The sequence below is a fragment of the Nocardia sp. NPDC051052 genome (assembly GCF_044456045.1).
Taxonomy (GTDB): Bacteria; Actinomycetota; Actinomycetes; order Mycobacteriales; family Mycobacteriaceae; genus Nocardia.
This window is the reverse complement of record NZ_JBITFL010000008.1, coordinates 337,826-356,672: the sequence shown is the minus strand read 5'-3', so window position 1 is coordinate 356,672 and position 18,847 is coordinate 337,826. Positions and strand designations below refer to the sequence as shown.

The following is an 18,847-nucleotide window of genomic DNA, read 5'->3' as shown; positions in this document are numbered from 1 at the left end:
CCACGCAAGACTCAATTTTCGCCGACCACCTCGACCCACCCGTCGCCCACATCGCCAGCATCACAGTTGACAGCCGCACCGACCGCCTTCACGATTGAAGACATTATTGAAGGCATTCTAGAACATCTGCTCCACCGTCATGGCGAGATGCGCCACCGGATGGTCGCCGGGTACTGAACCCATCCCGAATTCCAGGAGATACCAATGACTTTGCACCGACTGTCCTCGGTCACGATCGGCGTTCCCGATCCCGCCGCGACACGCGATTACTACACCGAATTCGGACTGGCGCCCCGACCGGATGGCTGGCTGGCTACCCGCGATGGCGGCGAACAGCTCCGGCTCGTCCGAGCACCTTCCCGTCGACTGGCCGAAATCGTCATCGGCGCAGACGATCCCGATGACCTCGACGCGGTGGCCGCCCGCCTGCGCAAGCTCGATTTAACGGTGACACGCACCGCCGACTCGGTCGTCGCCGAGGAACCGATCGGCAATTTCCGTGCCGTGGTGCGGATCGCCGACCGCCTCACCCAACGTGCCACGCCCGCAACGCCATACAACGGGCCGGGCCGCATCGAACGCCGAAACACTCGAGCTCCCGGCGTGCTGCGCAAAAACCCGGTACGGCCACGCAAACTCGGTCACGCGGTACTGGGCTCGGTGGACTACGTGGCCACTCGTCGCTTCTTCACCGAGGGCCTGGGTTTCAAGCTTTCCGACGAGATCAAGGGCCACGGCGCCTTTCTGCGATGTTCCACCGATCATCACAATGTGCTGATTCTGCAGGCGCCCATCAACTTCCTGCACCACACCTCGTGGCAGGTGGACGACGTCGACGAGGTCGGCCGCGGCGCCACCGCCATGCTCGAGGGCAACCCCGAGCGACACGTCTGGGGACTCGGACGCCATCACGCGGGCTCGAATTTCTTCTGGTACCTCAAGGACCCGGCGGGCAATTTCTCCGAGTACTACGCCGACATGGACTCCATCATCGACGACCAGCTCTGGACCCCGGAGGTCTTCGAGGGCGCCCAGGGCCTATTCGATTGGGGCCCACCGCCACCGCCGTCCTTCCTACACCCGGAGGACCTCGCCGCACTGATGATCGGCGCACACCACGCCGGATAGACGGGTTCGTGCGGAAAAGCGGTCCGCGGAATCGGCGCGGCCCACGACGGTCTAACTGTCGGGGGCCGCAGTGGGCGAGATCGCCGCTCGCGCACGGGACAGGATGGTTACCACCGGGCGTTGCAGCCGCTCGGCGAGCAGCTCGCGATCCTGCGCGGCCAGGGCATCGAGTATCAGGCGGAACTGGACCGTCGATTCCTTCGGCGCGGCCAGTATGTCGTAGTTGTGCGCGCGGTAGGAAACCGTACGCGCCCAGAGCCGTTCGATCTCGGCGATGATGAGCGTGCGGTGGCAGAGGCGGTAGATGGACAGATAGAAGTCCGCCATCGCCGACCTCGCGAGGTCTGGCCGGCCGGCCAGTGCGTTGGCTTCGATCCGGTCGACATGCGCGGACAGCTCGGCCAGCATCTCCGGCGCCGGCCACTCGAGCGTGCGGAGCGCCTCGGCCTCCAGCAGGTCGCGCATGGTGTAGAGCTGCTCGATCTCGTCGTTGCTGAACTTCGCGACGAAGTAGCCCTGGTTCAGGCCGTGCGTGAGCAGACCCTCGTTGCTCAGGATCTCGAGCGCTTCCCGGACCGGCGGTCGGCTGACGCCGCAGCGCTCGGCCCAGACCTGCTGACGAAGCTGCTCTCCCGGGGAGAGTTCGCCGCTGACGATAGCGCCGCGAACGGCATCAAGAACCTTTGCCGTGGTGCGGCTCGCGGGGCGTGCAAATGTGGCCACTCGGCGGACGGTACCAGCCCGGCCAGCTCGTGATTGACAGACATGCCGATTGACTTCATGATTGAAAACATAATTGAAGACAGTGAGATCTCAGCGTCTCGCGCACCCGAAAGAGGAACGAATGGACTTGTACACGCCCCAGATCCCGGACAACCTGAACGTCCGATTCGTCGAGAACCGCATCGTCGTCGAGCGCCCGGCGCAAGTCGTCTACGACTGGGTGACAACCTGGTCGAATCTGCCGAAGTGGCTGCCTTTCGCGTCGGGAACCGAGGTGCGGCGCGGCACCGACGGCGTCCCCGCCGAACTCGGGGATGTGCTGCTCGAGTACATCTTTCCGGAGCTGAACGAGAAGCCGAAGGAATACACCGTGGTGGCGCGCGTGCCCGGCAAGCTGTGGACGGTGGTCGGGCGCGACGTGCTCGACGACGGCACCCCGGCACCCGCGATGCACGCGATCGCCACCTTCACCACCTTCGACCTCGGCGACGGAACCACCCTGTTCTGCCGGCTGTTCGAGCGGCTGATCCCCGAGACCGAGCCGCCCAGCCCGCACCCGGTCGAAGATCCGGCACGCGTCCAGCCCGGCCTGGAACTGCTGAAGGCCCACATCGAGGGTGTCCATACCAATCTTAACTAGGTAAGACCCTGATATGCTCGACGCGTGGACGACGGACTCGGAGACTTGTTGCATCGCGTGGTATCCCTACTCGGAGACGCCACCCGGCGGCGCGTGGACAGCTCCGGCGGCCTGACTTACAGCCAGATACGGCTGCTCGGGACGTTGGAAGATATCGAGCCAGTGACCCAGCATCAGCTGGCGCAAGCGCTTGCGGTGTCCGATCCGGCCATCAGCCGAGCATTGCGCCCACTCGAAGAAGCCGGACTCGTGCAGGTCGACCCCGACCCCGACCACGGACGACGACGGCTGGTCCGCAGCACCGAAGCGGGCCGCACGGCTTTTCACGCCAGCGGCAAACCGCTTGCCGACGAGCTTCGTAACGCCCTGCTCGCAGCCAACTTTCCGTACGACCGCTACCTGCAAGACACCATCACGCTCGCCAAGCTCCTCGAGCCGTCCCGCTAGCCGCCCGCCCGGCGATCCCGGGCTGGGAACACCGTCACACGCTCGCCTACCGGCGCCGAGTCGCCCGGTAGTTTGCCCATGGATGCCGCACCAGCGCAATGCATTTCGTGTCGAGACACTCCCCAACGCCCTCGTAGCCGAAGGCGGACTCTTCGATACCGCCGAACGGTATGGAGACGCAAGCCCACACACGTCGCCCTCGCGTTCATCTTTGCGCGGCTTCCGGCCGTCCGGCGTCCACAATTCGGACCAACCTAAGTCTTGACGAGTTAATATTAACTGTGCAACATTACTGAAATGAACGCTATGCCGTATGCCATCCAGACCGCCGTCCCTCTGATCTGGCCGTTGATCGCGGTTGTGGGTGCACTCGTTGCCACCCGGCGTAGTCCGTCTCGTGCAGCGGCGCTCGAGACGTGGCAGCGGTGGTGGGCGGTGGTGGCGCTCGGTGGTGGCAGCTTGTGGATGACGATCACGTTCTTGACGGTGCCGCAGGTGATGGCGACCGCGATCGGGTTCGACTCGACTCCGTTCCAGTTCGAGATCGCCTTCGCCAACCTGGCATTGGCCGTGATGGGGTTTCGTGCGGTCTCGGCCTCGGCTCGTGAACGCATCACCATCGGCTTGGGTGCGGCAATGTTCTTGTGGGGCGCGTTGATCGGTCACCTCTACCAGTGGTTCGCCCATGGCGACCACGCCCCCGGCAACACCGGCGGCGTCCTGGTCTGCGACCTGCTCTTGCCCGCGATCATGATCATCCTCGCCTACCGCTCACAACAACTGACCAAGACCCAGCACTCGACGACCGAAGCCCTCATCTGAGCTGCCTACCGCCGTTGTAGGCCCAGGGGACCGAATCACCAAGGGGCGGTAGCGAGAAGGAGATGACGTCGGATGAGTGAAGCAATGCCGAGGGAAGGTCGGAGGCGGGGCCCGTGGGCGGTGGTTGCCGGTTCGGCGGGCGGGGTCGGGCGCGAGATCGCGTTGCGACTGGCCGAGGACGGGTACGCGGTCGTGGTGTGCGGTCGTGACAGTGCCGGTGTCGAGGAGACTCGCAAGCTGATCGAGTGGACCGGGGGCCTGGCGCTGGACATGGTGGCCGATCTGGGTGACTGCGCCGCGGTACGTCGGCTGGCCACGGCGACGGTCGCGTTACTCGACGGCACCCCGGTGGAGGTGCTGGTCAATAACGCAGGCGAGGCAGAATATGGGCCGAGTGAAGACAAGTTCGACGCGGTGTTCAACCCGAATGTGAAGGCGCCCTTGATCTTGACGGACGCGTTCGCACCGCTCATGGCCGCGCGCGGCCGGGGCACGATCGTCAATGTGGCCGGTCTCGACGCCTCGGCGGGGGTCGGGGACCAAGGCTTGATGCAGGCCGCGCGGGCGGCGTTGATCAGATTGACCAAAATGTGGATGGCCGAGTACGGGCCGAAGGGTGTGCGGGTGAATACCGTGGATCTCGGCCGCCCGCCCACCCCGGCCGACGCGCGTCGGCAGCAACCGCCGCCGGGATATCCGGGCGGTGCGCCCGCGAGTCACGGCGGACCCGGCGCGGTCGCGGAGGCCATCCGGTTCCTTGTCGCAACGCGAGCCGCCTCGATAGTGACCATGACCGCAGCAGCGGGCGGGGCCGAAAGTTTTGGGTGCCCGTCAGCACCCGGGTAGGGCTCAGCCGACGCGCAAACCGCTGCCACATGGGCAGTTCCGGCCAGCATTCGCCAACCGGACATCCACCGGGTCGCTCCAGACCGGGCAAGTACCGCAGCGATTGACCTCGCCTGCGTCAATCTGATTGCCTCATAGTCAAATTAATTGTTTATTAGTCACCCCTAACGCGGAGTAGCTGCGACCGCGTCGGCAGCACCGGATCCACCGCAGGGCTGCGACGTTCGAAGGTGAGGGACCAGTGTCAACACGACAGAACTCGGGCAGTCGTCGGCCGAGGCTTATGCCACTTCGGTTATCGGTCCTCGGGCCGGTGGAGGTCTGGTTGGCACACCATCGCCTGGATATCGCCGCGCCACAGGCGCTGACTGTGCTGGCGATGCTCGCGACCGAACAGGGGCACACCCTGACGACGAGGGAGCTGGCGGCACGAGTGTGGTCCGGCAACCCGCCGCGGTCGGCGGTCAATGTGCTGCGCAACCATATCTTCGCGCTGCGTAGGCAATTCGACGCGTACGGCGGCGCGGGTGCCGGGTCCGCGTGGCTCGGTTCGGCGCCGGGCGGATATCGACTCTGCGTACCGGTGGAGTTCGACACCGTCGAGGTCGAGGAACTCCTCGGTGCCGCCAAAGCCGACCGTCTAGCGGGAGCGGCGGAGCGGGCGGCCGCCAAACTGGCAACCGCACGGAGCCTGTGGCGGGGCGACCCCCTGGTCGGCCTGCCCGGACCGTGGGCAGACCAGGAGCGCGACCACCTGGACAGGTTGCGTTCGGCCCTGCGGGAGGCCACGATCGGCATCGCGCTGGATCTCGGCCGGTATGCGGCCGCCGTCCGGGAGTCGCGGGCACTCGTCGCGGCCGAACCGCACCGCGAGCGTTGGAACGAACTGCTCATGATCGCGCTGCACCACAGCGGGCGGCGGGCCGACGCGCTCGCGGTGTACCGCAACGCATCCCGCGTACTCGCCGACGAATTCGACATCAAGCCCGGCGCACAGTTGGTTCGGCTGCATCAGCAAATTCTGTCGAACGAAACGCCCACCGCCGACACGACCACCGAATCTCCGCCTGCCCCAACGGATGTCCCGCCTCGGCACGTCTCGGCGTGGCTACCGCCCGACCTCGCCGACTTCGCCGGACGCGAGAATCTGGTGCACGAGCTCACCGAGACGCTCGACGCCGATGCCGAACATCGGCCGATGATAGCTATCACCGGCATGGGCGGCATCGGAAAGACCACGCTCGCAGTGCATCTCGCCCATCGTGTACGCACCCGCTATCCCGACGGGTCGATGTATCTCGATCTCGGTGGCCTGGACGAGCATCCGCGATCAGCCGAGACGTTACTGGCGGCCGCGTTGCGCTCGATCGGCGTCCGGCCAGGCGAGCTACCGTCCGATCTGGCGGGGCGAACAGCCCTGTGGCGCAACACTATCGCGGATAAACGCATGTTGCTGGTGCTGGACAACGTGCGCGACGTCCATCAACTCGCCCCGCTGCTGCCGGGCCCGGGTGCCGCGGTGCTGATCACCAGCCGGTCGAGCTCGGCGGATCTGTTCGGTGCGCGACTGGTCCCGCTCGACGTCCTCACCACCGACGAAGCGGAGACGCTGCTACAGCGGCTGGTGACTACGAGACGATTGTCGGACGAACCCGATGCGGCCCGCGAGATCCTGCGCGCCTGCGGCAACCTGCCCCTCGCACTACGCATCGTCGGGGCCCGGCTCACGACCCGGCCCGGCTGGCGCCTCGCCACCGTCGCAGAGCGGCTGGCCGACGACCATCGGCGACTGGCCGAACTCACGCTCGGCAACACCAGCGTGGCATCGGTGTTCCGAGCGAGCTATCGCCTCCTCGAACCCGAGCTCGCCCGCGCCTTCGTCCTGCTCGCAGTCTCCGACGCGCGTGAGCTGTCGGTCGCGGCCGCTGCCGCCCTGCTCGACCGAGGTCAGGCCGAGGCCGAGCAGCTCTGCGAGGACCTCGTCGATCTCGGCATGCTGCAGACACCACGGCTGGGCCGCTATCGCTATCACGACCTGATGCGGCTGTTCGCCCGCAAGATGGCCGAACCCGCACAGCGCCGCGAATGGCCGCAGGCCGTACCCCGCCAGCAGGCCGCCGAGCACCCGGTGCCCGAACCCGTTTACGCACAGTCGATCTCGCCACATCTGACCTTGCTGCCACGCGACGCGGTGCTCGGCGCCACGTCCCTCATGACCGAAAGACGTGATCCGCAATGACCGAAACATCCCGGGTATCAGCACTTCCGGTAACGCGGCCGCCCGGCTGCCCGTTCGATCCCCCGGCCGCGTACGCGACCCTGCGCGCTACCGAGCCGGTGGTCGAGGTGCGCTGTCCGACCGGTATCGACGCCTGGCTGGTGACGCGCTACGCGGACGTCCGTGCGGTGCTGGCCGACCGGACGATGAGCTCTCGCGGCGCGGCCTCGTTGCATATCCTCCCGAACGCCGGTCGAGACCCGGTGCAGCCCGGTTCGGTCATTCAGCTCGACGGCAAAGACCATTCGCGGCTGCGGAAGATGGTGATCGCGGAGTTCACCGTCCGCCGCGTCGAGGCGATGCGCGACTACGTGCAAGCGGTGGTGGACAGTCACCTCGACGCGATGCTCGCCCAGCCCGGCAGCGCGGATCTGGTGCGGGACTTCGCATCACCGATCACCCTGCTGATGATTTCCGAGCTCCTCGGCGTGCCCCCCGGCTACCGTCGCCAGTTCCAGCGCATGAGCACGACGCTGCTCAGCAGCGATACCACTCCAGCAGAAACGCAGCAGGCCACCATCGGCTTGCTCACCTACCTGGCCGAGTTGTTCGCCGACAAGCAGATCAACCCGCAGGACGACGTGTTCAGCAGGATGATCGTGCGCGGCGAGGCCGACAACGACCCGCTCACGATCGCTGAAATGGCCATGCTCGCGCTCAACCTTGTGGTGGCCGGGCACGAGGCGACCGCCAACATGATCGCGTTGAGCACACTGGCATTGCTGGAACATCCAGCGCAGCGCGATGTGCTGCTCGAAGCGCCGCAGCGCGCGATCGACGAACTGTTGCGCTATCTCTCGGTCGTGCAGTTCGGCGTCCTGCGCTACGCCACTACCGACGTGCTCGTCGGCGAACGCATGGTCAAGGCGGGTGAGTGGCTGGTCGCGGCCCTGAACTCGGCCAACCACGACGAGCAGGTGTTCCCGCACGCCGACGACATGGATTTGAGCCGCGCCGCATCGCGCAGCCACGTCGCCTTCGGCTTCGGAGCGCACAAATGCCTCGGGGAACAATTCGCCCGCGTCGAGCTACAGGAGGCGCTCACCCTGCTGTTCCGGCGAGTACCTAGCCTGCGGCTGGCAGTGCCGCGAGAAGAGCTGGAGTACAAGGACAACACGCTGGTATACGGCGTGCGCCGGCTACCGGTCGCCTGGGATGAACCGGCCGAAATACCTTCGGGCACAACTGATCCAGGTGAGCTGATGCCCTTTCCGCAGGCAGATCGGCTGGCGGCGGATAACTGATGCGCGCGGTCCTGATGCTTTTCGACAGTCTCAACCGCCGGTTGCTGCCGCCCTATGGCGCCGAGTGGGTGCATGCCCCGAACTTCACCCGGCTCGCCGCGCGCACCGTGCGGTTCGACAACTGCTACGGCGGCTCGATGCCGTGCATGCCCGCCCGCCGCGAGATGCACACCGGCCGGCACAACTTCCTGCACCGTTCCTGGGGACCCTTGGAGCCTTTCGACGACTCCGTGCCGGAAATGCTTTCCGCCGCTGGGATATACCCGCACCTGGTCACCGACCATCCGCACTATTGGGAAGACGGCGGCGCGACGTACCACAGCCGATTCCGCACCTTCGAGTTCTTCCGCGGGCAAGAAGGCGACGCGTGGAAAGGACAGGTCGCCGATCCGCCGCAACCGCAGAGCCCGCGCCGGGTCCGCAACCAGCTGTGGCGCCAGGATCTCGTGAACCGGCAGTACCTCACCGAAGAAGCCGATCACCCGCAGATCCGGACGGTGCAGGCGGGCCTCGAGTTCCTCCGCACCAATCACGCCGAGAACGAGTGGTTCCTGCAGATCGAGTGCTTCGACCCGCACGAACCGTACTTCTCCCACCGCGAGCATCAGCGCCACTATCCCGCGCTGGACACCACGAACCAGGCCCCGGCGTGGCCCGACTACAAACGGGTGGCCGAAGATCCGGCGACCGTGCAGCGGGCACGGGCCGAGTACGCCGCGCTGCTGACGATGTGCGACGCGTCGCTCGGTCGCGTCCTAAACGCCTTCGACGAGCTCGGTCTCTGGGACGACACGCTGCTGATCGTGTGCACCGACCACGGGTTCCTGCTCGGCGAGCACGGCTGGTGGGGCAAGAACGTGCAGCCCTGGTACGACGAGACCATCCACACGCCGCTGTTCGCGTGGGATCCGGTGGCCCGGGTGCAAGCCGGTACCTGCCCGGAACTGGTCCAGACCATCGACTTCGGCCCGACCCTGTTGGATTTCTTCGGCCTGCCGCCCACCGCGGACATGCAAGGCCGGTCCCTGCTGCCGCTGCTGCGCGATCCAGCACCGGGCAGGCACCGCGCGGGGGCGCTGTTCGGAATCTTCGGCGGGCACGTCAACGTCACCGACGGGCGGTACGTGTACCTGCGAGCCCCGGCCGCGCCGGGCAACGCACCGCTTTTCGAGCACACCCTGATGCCCACGCACATGGCGTCCCGGTTCACCCCGGCCGAACTGGAGAACGCGCAGCTGGTCGGCCCGTTGCCGTTCACCAAGAACGTCCCGGTGCTGCGGGTACCCGGGTTCGCTGTCGGCGACCCGTTCGCCTTCGGCACCGCCCTGTTCGATCTGGAAAGCGATACCCGCCAAGAGAATCCGATTGTCGATGACGCACTCGAACTACGGATGATCAACCTCCTGCTGGAACTCATGCACGCGAGCGACGCGCCGGACTCCCAATTCACCCGCCTCGGACTGCCTTTGGCGGGACCCGCCGATTCCCGGCACCTGCTGGCCCGGACCCAATTGCGGGCTTACCAGGAAGCTGTGGCACCACTACCCGTACCGGCGGACTTCCCCACCGGGCGGCCGGGGGTGAACACGCCGATCACCGACCTCCTCGCCACCGCGGATACCCGCGCGATCGTCGAGGCCGCGCTCGGGCCCGCGATCGCCCGCATCGCCGAGCAGACCGGGTCGGCCACTCTCCTCGACCTTGCCGACTTCACCCCGGCGCTGACCAGGCGCACCCTGCACACGCTCGATCGGGCATTGGCCGAAACCAGGCCGGTCCCTAACACTTTCAGTGAGGTAATCCCTTGACAGACACCGTGGTACCGGCGTCCCCGGCACTCGTCGGCGGCACCCCGGTGAGCGTGCCCGGCCGTTGGCGTCAACTCGCCGTCGTCGTCGCTCCGCTCTGGGCCGACAACAACGAATCCAGCGTGCTCAGCACCCTCGCCCCGGTCATCGTCGCGGCGGTCGGGGCGCCCGCGGCCGCGGTCGGCTACCTGACCTCCGTCGGGAAGTTCATCAGCATCGTCTTCGGGCCGCTGTGGGCGTGGGTGGCGCGCAAGACAAATCGCAAGATCGCCTTCGCCGTGGCGTCTGGCCTCGCCGGAATCGCGACCGCCGCAACAGGTCTCGCCCAAAGCTACACCCAGCTCATCCTCCTGTACGGACTGTCCGCGGTGTTCATCGCCGCGGCACTGCCGATCGCCAGCGAGATTACCGCCGACCTGTTCGACGACACCTCGCGCGGGCGCGCCAATGGCTACACCTGGGGCGTGATCTCGCTGCTCGGCTCGGTACTCGGACCACTGATCGGGCAGTTGTCCCGGGTGCCCGACGGCTGGCGCTACGGATTCTTCATCTGGGGTGCCGTCACCACGCTCACCGCCGTGCTGCTGGCCGTGTTCTTCACCGACCCCGCCGTCGGCGCCAGCGAGACCACGACGTCGCTGCCAACCGCCCGGCAGCAGGCCGAAGACAACCAGATCACCTGGGCCAAGGTGCGGCAGATGCTGCGGATCCCCACCTTCGTCCTGATGCTGATCCAGCGGCTCATCTCGGGGCATCTGCTGATCGCGAGCTTCGGCATCGTCTTCCTCGTCCACACCTACGGCTTCTCCACCGCGGTCGCTTCGATCGTCACCCTGCCCTTCGGGATCGGTTATCTCCTCGGCACTTTCGGCGGCAGCGTGGCCACCGACTTCCTGCAGAGCAGGCTGCCCAGGATCGGCCGCGTCATCGTCCTGCAGTTCGCCCAGCTCGGCTTCGGTGTCGTCGCTGTGGTTGGTACTCAGCACAATTGGGGCGGCATCGGGGTCTTCGCCGGCTTCTGGGCCGTCCTCGGCTTCATGCAGGGCCTGAACCCCGGCGTGAACCGGCCCATCGTGGCCGCCGTGGTCCCGCCCGAAATGCGCGGTGCCGCTTTCGCATTGCTGCTTTCGGTGTTCGAAGCCCTCGCCTACGCGCTGTTCAACCTCGTCGCCGGACTGCTCACCGACGTGATCGGCCTGCGCGGCGTGATGCTCTGGATCCCAGGCATTCTCATGCTCGTCAACGCCGCCTTCTGCACCATTCTCTATCGCACCTATCCCCGCGATGTCGAACGCCAGCGCGCCCTGCTGGCCGAGCGAGCGGCGGTCGGATGAGTTACCGACTAGCCGACCGGCACCCGATCGAACAGGCACAGCTGCCCGGCCGGACATTCGCGATGGGCGATCCGCACCACGACGGATTTCACGCCGATGGGGAGACGCCGGTACACACCGTGGAACTTTCAGCGTTCACGATCGACACCACCACCGTCACCAACGCCGCCTTCGCGACGTTCGTCGAGCAGACCGGATACATAACCGACGCGGAAAAGTTCGGGTACTCCGCCGTGTTCCACCTCGTGCTGGCCGCCGACGAGGAAGACCTCATCGGACCCCCCACGCGCACACCTTGGTGGATAGGGGTGAAGGGCGCGAACTGGCGACACCCGCAGGGACGGCATTCGAACGTCGACGACCGCGGCGATCATCCGGTTGTGCAGGTCTCTTGGTACGACGCCGTCGCCTACTGCGACTGGGCAGGCCGTCGCCTCCCGACCGAAGCGGAGTGGGAATTCGCCGCGCGCGGTGGCCTTTCCGGCGCCCGCTACCCGTGGGGCGACGAAGCGCCGGATTCCGGCGGTCAGTGGCGGGCGAACATCTGGCAGGGCACCTTCCCGACTACCAACACCCGGGCGGACGGATTCCTGACTACCGCACCGGTGCACACCTACCGGCCCAACGGATACGGACTCTGGCAAACGTCCGGAAACGTCTGGGAGTGGTGCGCCGACCGCTTCTCCCCCGGCACCTACAGCCACGACGCCCAGGCAGGGCGCGTCCGCGATCCGCAAGGAGCCGCAACCGGACATGCACGGGTACTGCGCGGCGGCTCATACCTCTGCCACGACAGCTATTGCACCAGATACCGCACCGCCGCCCGATCCTCGAACACCCCCGATTCCACCATGGGCAACGCAGGCTTCCGCACCGCCGCCAACTAGTGAGACCGGACCCGGCTCAGATTGCGGTGCGGCAGAGTCGGCGCCTGCACGCTGGCTACGACGGCGCCTGCGACCCGACGAACTCCGCCGCCTCCTCCTCGGACTGCGCGGCAGGCGCCGAACCCCACATGTGCTTGCCGTTGGGTTCCTGCAGGAAGTAGACCGATACCGCGCCAACCACACCGGCGATGATCAGGTAATAGGCGGGCCAGTTCAAATCGCCGGTCACTCCGACGAGTGCGCCGACCACCACCGAGGTGGTGCCCGCGAACAGCGACACCGCGACGTTGAACGCCACCGACAGCCCCGCGCCACGCACCTTCGTCGGGAACAGCGAGGGCAGGGTGGACGGCATCGTCGCGCTGAAACAGATCAGCGTCAGCCCCATCATCAGCAGGCCCACGAAGACGGCGAACGCGTTATCCGTGCGGACCAGCAGCACCATCGGGAACGCCAGCACGATCAGCGCCGCGATACCGGTCCAGATGATCGGTTTGCGGCCGACCCGATCGGAGATCAGGCCGATCACCGGAATGGTCAGCAGCGCGACCACCATCACCGCGATCTGCAGCCACTGCGAGGTCGACGAGGACACGCCACCGCCGGTCGCGTCGGGCACCGTCGAGGTGACGTAGGTCGGCATGTAGGAGGTCAGCATGTAGTTGGGGACGTTCCAGACCACGACCAAACCCATACAGACCAGGACGTAGGGCCACAGCTTCGCCAGGATCTTGGCCTCGTCACCGGTCTTGTTCGACTTCTCTCGCTCCTCGGATTCCTTTTCCAGCGCGGCGAAAGCGGGGGTGTCGGCCAAGCGCATGCGCAGGTAGACACCGATGAAACCGAGCGGAAGCGCGACGAAGAACGGCAACCGCCAGCCCCACGCCAGCAGTTGGTCGTGGCTCAGGGTGGCGTCGGCGAGCGTGACGATCAGCGCGCCGAGCAGATATCCGGTGAACGTGCCGAATTCCAGCCAGCTGCCGAGGAATCCGCGCCGCCGGTCCGGCGCGTACTCGGCGATGAAGGTCATCGCGTTGCCGTATTCGCCGCCCGTGGAGAAGCCCTGCAACAGCCGCGCGCACAGCAGCAGCATGGGCGCCCAGATGCCGATCGAGTTCTGGTCCGGGATGCAGCCGATGGCGAAGGTGCCGAGCGCCATCAGGATCATCGTGGTAGCCAGCACCCGGTTGCGGCCGATGCGGTCGGCCAGCGGGCCGAAGAACATCCCGCCGAATGGGCGGACCAGGAACGCCACCGCGAACAGGCCGAAGGTGGCGACCGTGCCCGCGGTGTCGCCCAGATGAGAGAAGAACACGTCCTTGATGGTCGGCTCGAAATAGGCGTAGACGCCGAAGTCGTACCACTCGGTGATGTTGCCGATGCTCGCCGCGCCGATCGCCCGGCGGATGATCGGCGGATCGGTGACGACGATGTCGTCCAGCGACCAACGCCTCGGACGTTCGCGCGGGGTCAGCACAGCCACACCTCAGGCTAAGGCGACGGCACTCCGATCTACGGGCGACGCTCCGCAGATCAACCCCCCGGCAATTGCGAAGAAGCCACCGAATCCGATTGAGCGCGACCCGCAGGGCTATTCCGCGCTCATGGAACCCGCCCGAAGTCATACCGAGATCAGCCTCGAGGTCGACGGAGTACGGCACACCCTGCGGCTCGACAACCGCACCACGCTGCTGGATGCCCTGCGCGAGAATCTCGGCGTGACCGCACCGAAGAAGGGGTGTGACCACGGGCAGTGCGGGTCGTGCACCGTTTTACTGGACGGGCGGCGCGCCCTCACCTGCCTGACGTTCGCGGTCGCGCGGGACGGCGCCACCGTCGTCACCGCGGCGGGCCTGGGCGACGGCGGCGAACGGCATCGGATGCAGCGGGCCTTCGTAGAACAGGATGGCTTCCAGTGCGGTTACTGCACGCCAGGTCAGGTGTGTTCGGCGGTCGGGATGCTCGACGAGGTGGCGGCCGGGCAGCCGAGCTTCGTCACCGAGGATCTCGACGCGGAGCAGGTGCTGACCGACGCCGAGATCCGGGAACGGATGAGTGGGAATCTGTGCCGGTGCGCCGCGTACCCCAACATCCTCGCGGCGATTCGGCAGGCCTCGACATGATTCCTTTCGAATATCAGCGGGCGGACACCATCGAGGACGCGGTCGCGGCCGTGTCGGACCGGCCGGACGCGGCCTATCTCGCGGGCGGAACGAATCTCGTCGACCACATGAAACTGGGCGTGGCCGGGCCGACCCTGCTGGTCGATATCGGGCACCTGCCGCTCACCGAGATCACCGAACTGCCCGATGGCGGCCTGCGCATCGGGGCCGGAGTAAGCAACACCGACGTGGCCGCACACCCCTCGATACGCACCCGATACCCCGCCCTCGCAAGGGCATTGCTGTCGGGCGCGTCAGGCCAACTGCGAAATCTGGCAACGACCGGCGGAAATCTGTTGCAGCGCACCAGGTGTGTGTATTTCCAGGACGTCAGCACGCCGTGCAACAAGCGCGAACCCGGTTCCGGTTGCGCCGCTCTCGGCGGCTACGTCCGCTATCACGCGATCCTCGGCGCCTCGCAACACTGTGTGGCCGTGCATCCTTCGGACATGGCCGTGGCGATGGCCGCCCTGGACGCGAAGGTGGTGGTGATGGGCGCCGACGGTGAAACGCGCATACCACTGGTCGATTTCCACCGCCTGCCCGGCGACCGGCCCGACCGCGACACCGTACTCACGCACGGACAGCTCATCACCGCGGTGGAGTTACCCGCGGCGCCCACCGGCGCACGCTCGACCTATCGCAAAGTGCGCGACCGCGCGTCGTACGCGTTCGCGCTGGTATCGGTTGCCGCCGAACTGGTTTACCACGATCGGCGCGAAATCACTTCCGCGCGTATCGCATTCGGCGGGCTGGCGCATAAACCGTGGCGGGCCCGCGTGGCCGAGTCGATGCTGATCGGTGCTCCCGCCACCGAAGAAACCTTCGCAGCGGCGGCCGAGGCCGAGCTCGCCGAGGCACAACCGTTGGAAGGCAACGCCTTCAAGGTCGAACTCGCGCGGCGCACGTTGGTCGCGACGCTGCGTTCCCTCACCGAATCCGACCCGGCCGAACAGGTGCGGTCATGACACTCATCGAAGCCAAGGCGATGGGCACCTCGCCGACTCGCCTGGACGGCCCGGCGAAGGTCACCGGGACTGCCCCTTACACCGCCGAACACCACGTGGACCGGCCGACCTATCTGCATCCCGTGCAAGCCACCATCGCGCGCGGCCGGGTCACCGCCATGGACACCACCGCGACCACCCGGCTCGACGGCGTCATCGCCGTGCTCACCGTCTTCGACGCACCGAAATTGGCGGATACCTCCGACGGGGAGCTGACCATCCTGCAAGACGACAACGTCGCCTTCCGCGGCCAGCTGATCGGCGCGGTGATCGCCGAGACACCCGAAATCGCCAGGCATGCGGCCGGTTTGGTGCAGGTCTCCTATCAGGAACAGCAGGCTCAGGTGGAATTCCCCGGCGACCCCGCCACCCGGTACGCCCCGGACGAAGTCTCCGGGTTTCCGACCGATACCGCCGTCGGCGACGCGGACGCCGCGCTGGCCACCGCCGCCGTGACCATCGACCAGACCTACACCACCCCCATCGAACACAACAACCCGATGGAACCGCACGCCTGTATCGCCATCTGGCATCCGGCGGGCGACCAGCCCGCGGTCACGCTGTACGACTCCACCCAGGGCGTGCACACCGTCCGCGAAACGCTCGCGCCCTTGTTCGGACTCGAACCTCAGCAGCTACGGGTGATCGCACCGCACGTCGGCGGCGGCTTCGGCGCCAAGGGCGCCCCACACGCCCACAACGTTCTCGCTCTGCTGGCGGCGCAACGCAGCGGCGGACGACCGGTGCGGCTGGCACTCACCCGACAGCAGATGTTCGCGTTGGTCGGTTACCGAACCCCGACCATCCAGCGCATCCGTCTCGGCGCGGAGGCCGACGGGACACTGATCGCGCTCACCCACGACGTCATCGAGCAAACCTCCAGGGTCAAAGAGTTCGCCGAACAAACCGCGGTCTCGTCGCGAAAGATGTACCAGGCCCCCCATCGCCGGACCACGCACCGGCTGGCGCGCCTCGACGTGGCCGTGCCGTTCTGGATGCGCGCGCCCGGCGAAGCGCCCGGCATGTTCGCCGGCGAGGTGGCCATGGACGAACTCGCCGTCGCCTGCGCTATCGATCCGATCGAATTGCGGATCCGCAACGAACCCGCCACCGATCCGGACTCGGGCAAACCGTGGTCCGGACGCCACCTGATCGAATGCCTGCGCCGCGGTGCCGTCGAGTTCGACTGGGCCGCACGCGATCCCGCACCGGGTTGCCGTCGCAGCGGCGATTGGCTGGTCGGCACCGGCGTCGCCGCCGCCACCTATCCGGCGACCCGATCACCAGGAAACGCGGCGCGCGTCGAGTTCACGGCGGACCACCGATACGTCGTTCGAATCGGCGCCGCGGACATCGGTACCGGCACGTGGACCACGCTCACCCAGATCGCCGCCGACGCGCTGGGCTGCCCCTTCGAATCGGTCGAGCTACAGATCGGCGATACCGCCCTGCCCTCGGCGTCCGTCGCGGGTGGGTCCTCGGGCATCAGCTCGTGGGGCACCGCGATCGTCACCGCCGCACGCGCCTTCCGCGACACCCACGGGACCGCCCCGGCCGTCGGCGCACAGGTCAGCGTCGACGCCGACGAGGGTCAGGACACCGACGATTTCGCCACGCACTCCTTCGGCGCGCATTTCGTTGAGGCGCACGTGAATCGGGACACCGGCGAGATTCGGGTGCCCCGCATGCTCGGTGTCTTCTCCATCGGACGCGCCATCAACCCACGACTGCTGCGGTCTCAGCTCATCGGCGGCATGATCTGGGGACTGTCCATGGCATTGCACGAGGAAAGCGTGCGCGATCCGCGCTTCGGTCACATCGTGAACCAGGACTTCGCCGGTTACCACTTCAGTGCGCACGCCGACATCGGCGATTTCGAGGCGATCTGGCTCGACGAGATCGACGAGCACACCAATCCCATGGGCTCGCGCGGCGCGGGCGAGATCGGCATCGTCGGCGCCGCGGCCGCGGTGTCGAACGCTGTCTACCACGCCACCGAAACCCGCATCCGAGATCTACCCATCACCGCGGACAAGCTACTCGGGTAGATCGGATCCGGCCCTCGTCTTCCCCGCCGGGTAACGGACCGGGTGGATGCGGTGGTCCAGCGTCGAGACCGCTCGCGGCTTTCCGATCAATAACGCGGCCAGCGCGGTGCGGCCGGCCATACCGCCGAAATAGTCAGTGAAATCGGGACTTTCGCCGGAGTAGATGCGTGCGGCGAGACCGAGTGCCGCGGCGGCGAGTGCGCCGCGTTGCAGAACTACGCCCGCATCGGCTTGCACGATGCGATACCAGCGAGCTCCGACGGTGTCGGTACCCGCCAGGAAATCACCGACCGGCAGGAGGACCGCGGCGGCCTCGCCTACGACAGGATGGCAGCGGATGGATTCGTCGACACCGACGGTGATCTCGACGAGAGCATGTTGAGCGGGGTCGTAGCGGTACATGCCGGGTGCTATCCCCTCGACCCGCGCGACGAGGCAGTACAGAGCCGATCCTCGGCCGAACCCCGCCCAGCCGTCGGCGACGGTACCGATCAGACCCCCGAGCTGGGCCGCATCGATGGATCGCGGACGGAACCCGTCAGCGGGCGAGGATCGGCCGGGGATGCCCGCGTCGAGTGACACCCGTACCGACGGCAGTGTCACTGCGCGCCCGGATTCCATCGGATACGGCGCAGATTCCGTCACGAGGTCGTCCGGCGGCGTCATCGAGGCGGCATGCAGCGCGGCCATGGCGGGCAACCGGTCGGTGATCGTCGGTGCGCGCCGCAAGGCGCTCGCCGGGGCCAGGTCGATCAATTCCCGGTAGGAGGGCGTGCTGGCGGCCGCCGCCTCGTCGCCGACGAACATCATGGCCAACGCGGCTTCCGCGCGCGGATCGACATCGAGCAGCGCATGGACCGACTCGTCAACGAAGTCCAGGCGCGTATCCACCGTGGTGCCGAGGCGCGCGGCGATCGCCTCGCCATGAGCCGCGAGCACACCGATTTCCTGTGTCTGCAGCCGATATCCGAACTCGCCGTACTTGAATCCGTTGCGCCAGAACCGAGTGGTGAGCACCACCACGGCGGGGACGGGTGCGCCGGGTGCCAGCGCGCCCCGATGATCGCCTGTTCGCAGCAGCTCCAGGCAGTGATGCGCGGGATCGTAGTGATAGAGCCCCGGCCCGGGATTACCCACTGCCACATACGCTTCCAACGGATAGAGTGCGCCGCCCGACGGCGCGGATCGCCCGTGCTGAACTTTGAACTCCCCTGGCCTCGGCGCACCCTCGCGATCGAGGACCGGTATCCACATCAAGCGGGTGATTCCGCACAGCTCGAGCAGCAGGGCACCCATCAGGGACCGGATCGACGCGGCTTCGGCACCTTCCTCGGCCCACGGCAAGTGCACCCGCTCGGCTTCGGGGTAGCGCTTGTACCGCTCCGGGGCGGCATTCCAGTCGATCGGACCATCCGCCGGACGGCGGCCGCGGTCCAGGAATCTCGCAAGCGGGGAACCGATGTCGGCACTCAT

The 18,847-nt window shown here is 66.9% G+C and carries 16 protein-coding genes; 13 read left to right on the top strand and 3 right to left on the bottom strand.

Features of this window, described 5'->3' with window-relative positions; all coding sequences use genetic code 11:
* The first annotated feature begins 204 nt into the window (after nucleotides 1-204).
* Complete coding sequence (locus ACIBCN_RS28300; protein ID WP_396994718.1) at nucleotides 205-1,128, top strand: VOC family protein; 924 nt, start codon at nucleotides 205-207, stop codon at nucleotides 1,126-1,128.
* Between the two features lie 51 nt (nucleotides 1,129-1,179).
* On the opposite strand, the gene ACIBCN_RS28295 is transcribed toward ACIBCN_RS28300, so the two are convergent.
* Nucleotides 1,180-1,851, bottom strand: a complete 672-nt coding sequence (locus tag ACIBCN_RS28295) for a GntR family transcriptional regulator (RefSeq protein WP_396994717.1) — start codon at nucleotides 1,849-1,851, stop codon at nucleotides 1,180-1,182.
* A 121-nt stretch (nucleotides 1,852-1,972) separates the two neighbouring features.
* Here ACIBCN_RS28295 and ACIBCN_RS28290 point away from each other — a divergent pair, with 121 nt between their 5' ends.
* The 9 genes from ACIBCN_RS28290 (at nucleotide 1,973) to ACIBCN_RS28250 (ending at nucleotide 12,157) form a co-directional block, all read left to right on the top strand.
* Nucleotides 1,973-2,491 (top strand): SRPBCC family protein, encoded by a 519-nt coding sequence (locus ACIBCN_RS28290; protein WP_396994716.1) that lies wholly within the window; start codon nucleotides 1,973-1,975, stop codon nucleotides 2,489-2,491.
* Nucleotides 2,492-2,515: 24 nt separating this feature from the next.
* Nucleotides 2,516-2,938 carry a MarR family winged helix-turn-helix transcriptional regulator gene (locus ACIBCN_RS28285; RefSeq protein ID WP_396994715.1) on the top strand — a complete coding sequence of 141 codons (423 nt, stop codon included), beginning with the start codon at nucleotides 2,516-2,518 and terminating at the stop codon, nucleotides 2,936-2,938.
* Between the two features lie 297 nt (nucleotides 2,939-3,235).
* Nucleotides 3,236-3,760, top strand: coding sequence for a DUF6790 family protein (locus tag ACIBCN_RS28280; RefSeq protein WP_396994714.1), 525 nt, complete (start codon nucleotides 3,236-3,238; stop codon nucleotides 3,758-3,760).
* Between the two features lie 72 nt (nucleotides 3,761-3,832).
* Nucleotides 3,833-4,606, top strand: coding sequence for an SDR family NAD(P)-dependent oxidoreductase (locus tag ACIBCN_RS28275; RefSeq protein WP_396994713.1), 774 nt, complete (start codon nucleotides 3,833-3,835; stop codon nucleotides 4,604-4,606).
* Nucleotides 4,607-4,931: 325 nt separating this feature from the next.
* Complete coding sequence (locus ACIBCN_RS28270) at nucleotides 4,932-6,845, top strand: BTAD domain-containing putative transcriptional regulator (RefSeq protein ID WP_396994712.1); 1,914 nt, start codon at nucleotides 4,932-4,934, stop codon at nucleotides 6,843-6,845.
* The gene (locus tag ACIBCN_RS28265; RefSeq protein WP_396994711.1) at nucleotides 6,842-8,128 is read left to right on the top strand and encodes a cytochrome P450; all 1,287 of its coding nucleotides are present in this window, start codon (nucleotides 6,842-6,844) and stop codon (nucleotides 8,126-8,128) included. Before ACIBCN_RS28270 ends, ACIBCN_RS28265 begins: the two co-directional genes overlap by 4 nt.
* The gene (locus ACIBCN_RS28260) at nucleotides 8,128-9,936 is read left to right on the top strand and encodes a sulfatase (RefSeq protein ID WP_396994710.1); all 1,809 of its coding nucleotides are present in this window, start codon (nucleotides 8,128-8,130) and stop codon (nucleotides 9,934-9,936) included. The genes ACIBCN_RS28265 and ACIBCN_RS28260 overlap by 1 nt, the downstream gene beginning before the upstream one ends.
* Nucleotides 9,933-11,270: an MFS transporter gene (locus tag ACIBCN_RS28255; protein ID WP_396994709.1), complete on the top strand. Its 1,338-nt coding sequence runs from the start codon at nucleotides 9,933-9,935 to the stop codon at nucleotides 11,268-11,270. The genes ACIBCN_RS28260 and ACIBCN_RS28255 overlap by 4 nt, the downstream gene beginning before the upstream one ends.
* Nucleotides 11,267-12,157 (top strand): formylglycine-generating enzyme family protein, encoded by an 891-nt coding sequence (locus tag ACIBCN_RS28250; RefSeq protein ID WP_396994708.1) that lies wholly within the window; start codon nucleotides 11,267-11,269, stop codon nucleotides 12,155-12,157. Before ACIBCN_RS28255 ends, ACIBCN_RS28250 begins: the two co-directional genes overlap by 4 nt.
* 55 nt (nucleotides 12,158-12,212) lie before the next feature.
* Here the strand turns inward: ACIBCN_RS28250 and ACIBCN_RS28245 are convergent, their stop codons facing one another.
* Nucleotides 12,213-13,634: an MFS transporter gene (locus ACIBCN_RS28245; protein ID WP_396994707.1), complete on the bottom strand. Its 1,422-nt coding sequence runs from the start codon at nucleotides 13,632-13,634 to the stop codon at nucleotides 12,213-12,215.
* Nucleotides 13,635-13,761: 127 nt separating this feature from the next.
* Here ACIBCN_RS28245 and ACIBCN_RS28240 point away from each other — a divergent pair, with 127 nt between their 5' ends.
* Genes ACIBCN_RS28240 through ACIBCN_RS28230 form a run of 3 tightly spaced genes read left to right on the top strand, consistent with a single transcriptional unit; the run spans nucleotide 13,762 to nucleotide 17,374 of the window.
* Nucleotides 13,762-14,280, top strand: coding sequence for a 2Fe-2S iron-sulfur cluster-binding protein (locus ACIBCN_RS28240; RefSeq protein WP_396994706.1), 519 nt, complete (start codon nucleotides 13,762-13,764; stop codon nucleotides 14,278-14,280).
* Nucleotides 14,277-15,287 carry an FAD binding domain-containing protein gene (locus tag ACIBCN_RS28235; RefSeq protein ID WP_396994705.1) on the top strand — a complete coding sequence of 337 codons (1,011 nt, stop codon included), beginning with the start codon at nucleotides 14,277-14,279 and terminating at the stop codon, nucleotides 15,285-15,287. The genes ACIBCN_RS28240 and ACIBCN_RS28235 overlap by 4 nt, the downstream gene beginning before the upstream one ends.
* Nucleotides 15,284-17,374: a xanthine dehydrogenase family protein molybdopterin-binding subunit gene (locus ACIBCN_RS28230; RefSeq protein WP_396994704.1), complete on the top strand. Its 2,091-nt coding sequence runs from the start codon at nucleotides 15,284-15,286 to the stop codon at nucleotides 17,372-17,374. Before ACIBCN_RS28235 ends, ACIBCN_RS28230 begins: the two co-directional genes overlap by 4 nt.
* On the opposite strand, the gene ACIBCN_RS28225 is transcribed toward ACIBCN_RS28230, so the two are convergent.
* On the bottom strand, nucleotides 17,363-18,847 hold the full coding sequence (locus ACIBCN_RS28225) for a SagB family peptide dehydrogenase (protein ID WP_396994703.1): 1,485 nt from the start codon (nucleotides 18,845-18,847) through the stop codon (nucleotides 17,363-17,365). The two genes, ACIBCN_RS28230 and ACIBCN_RS28225, sit on opposite strands and share 12 nt — an antisense overlap.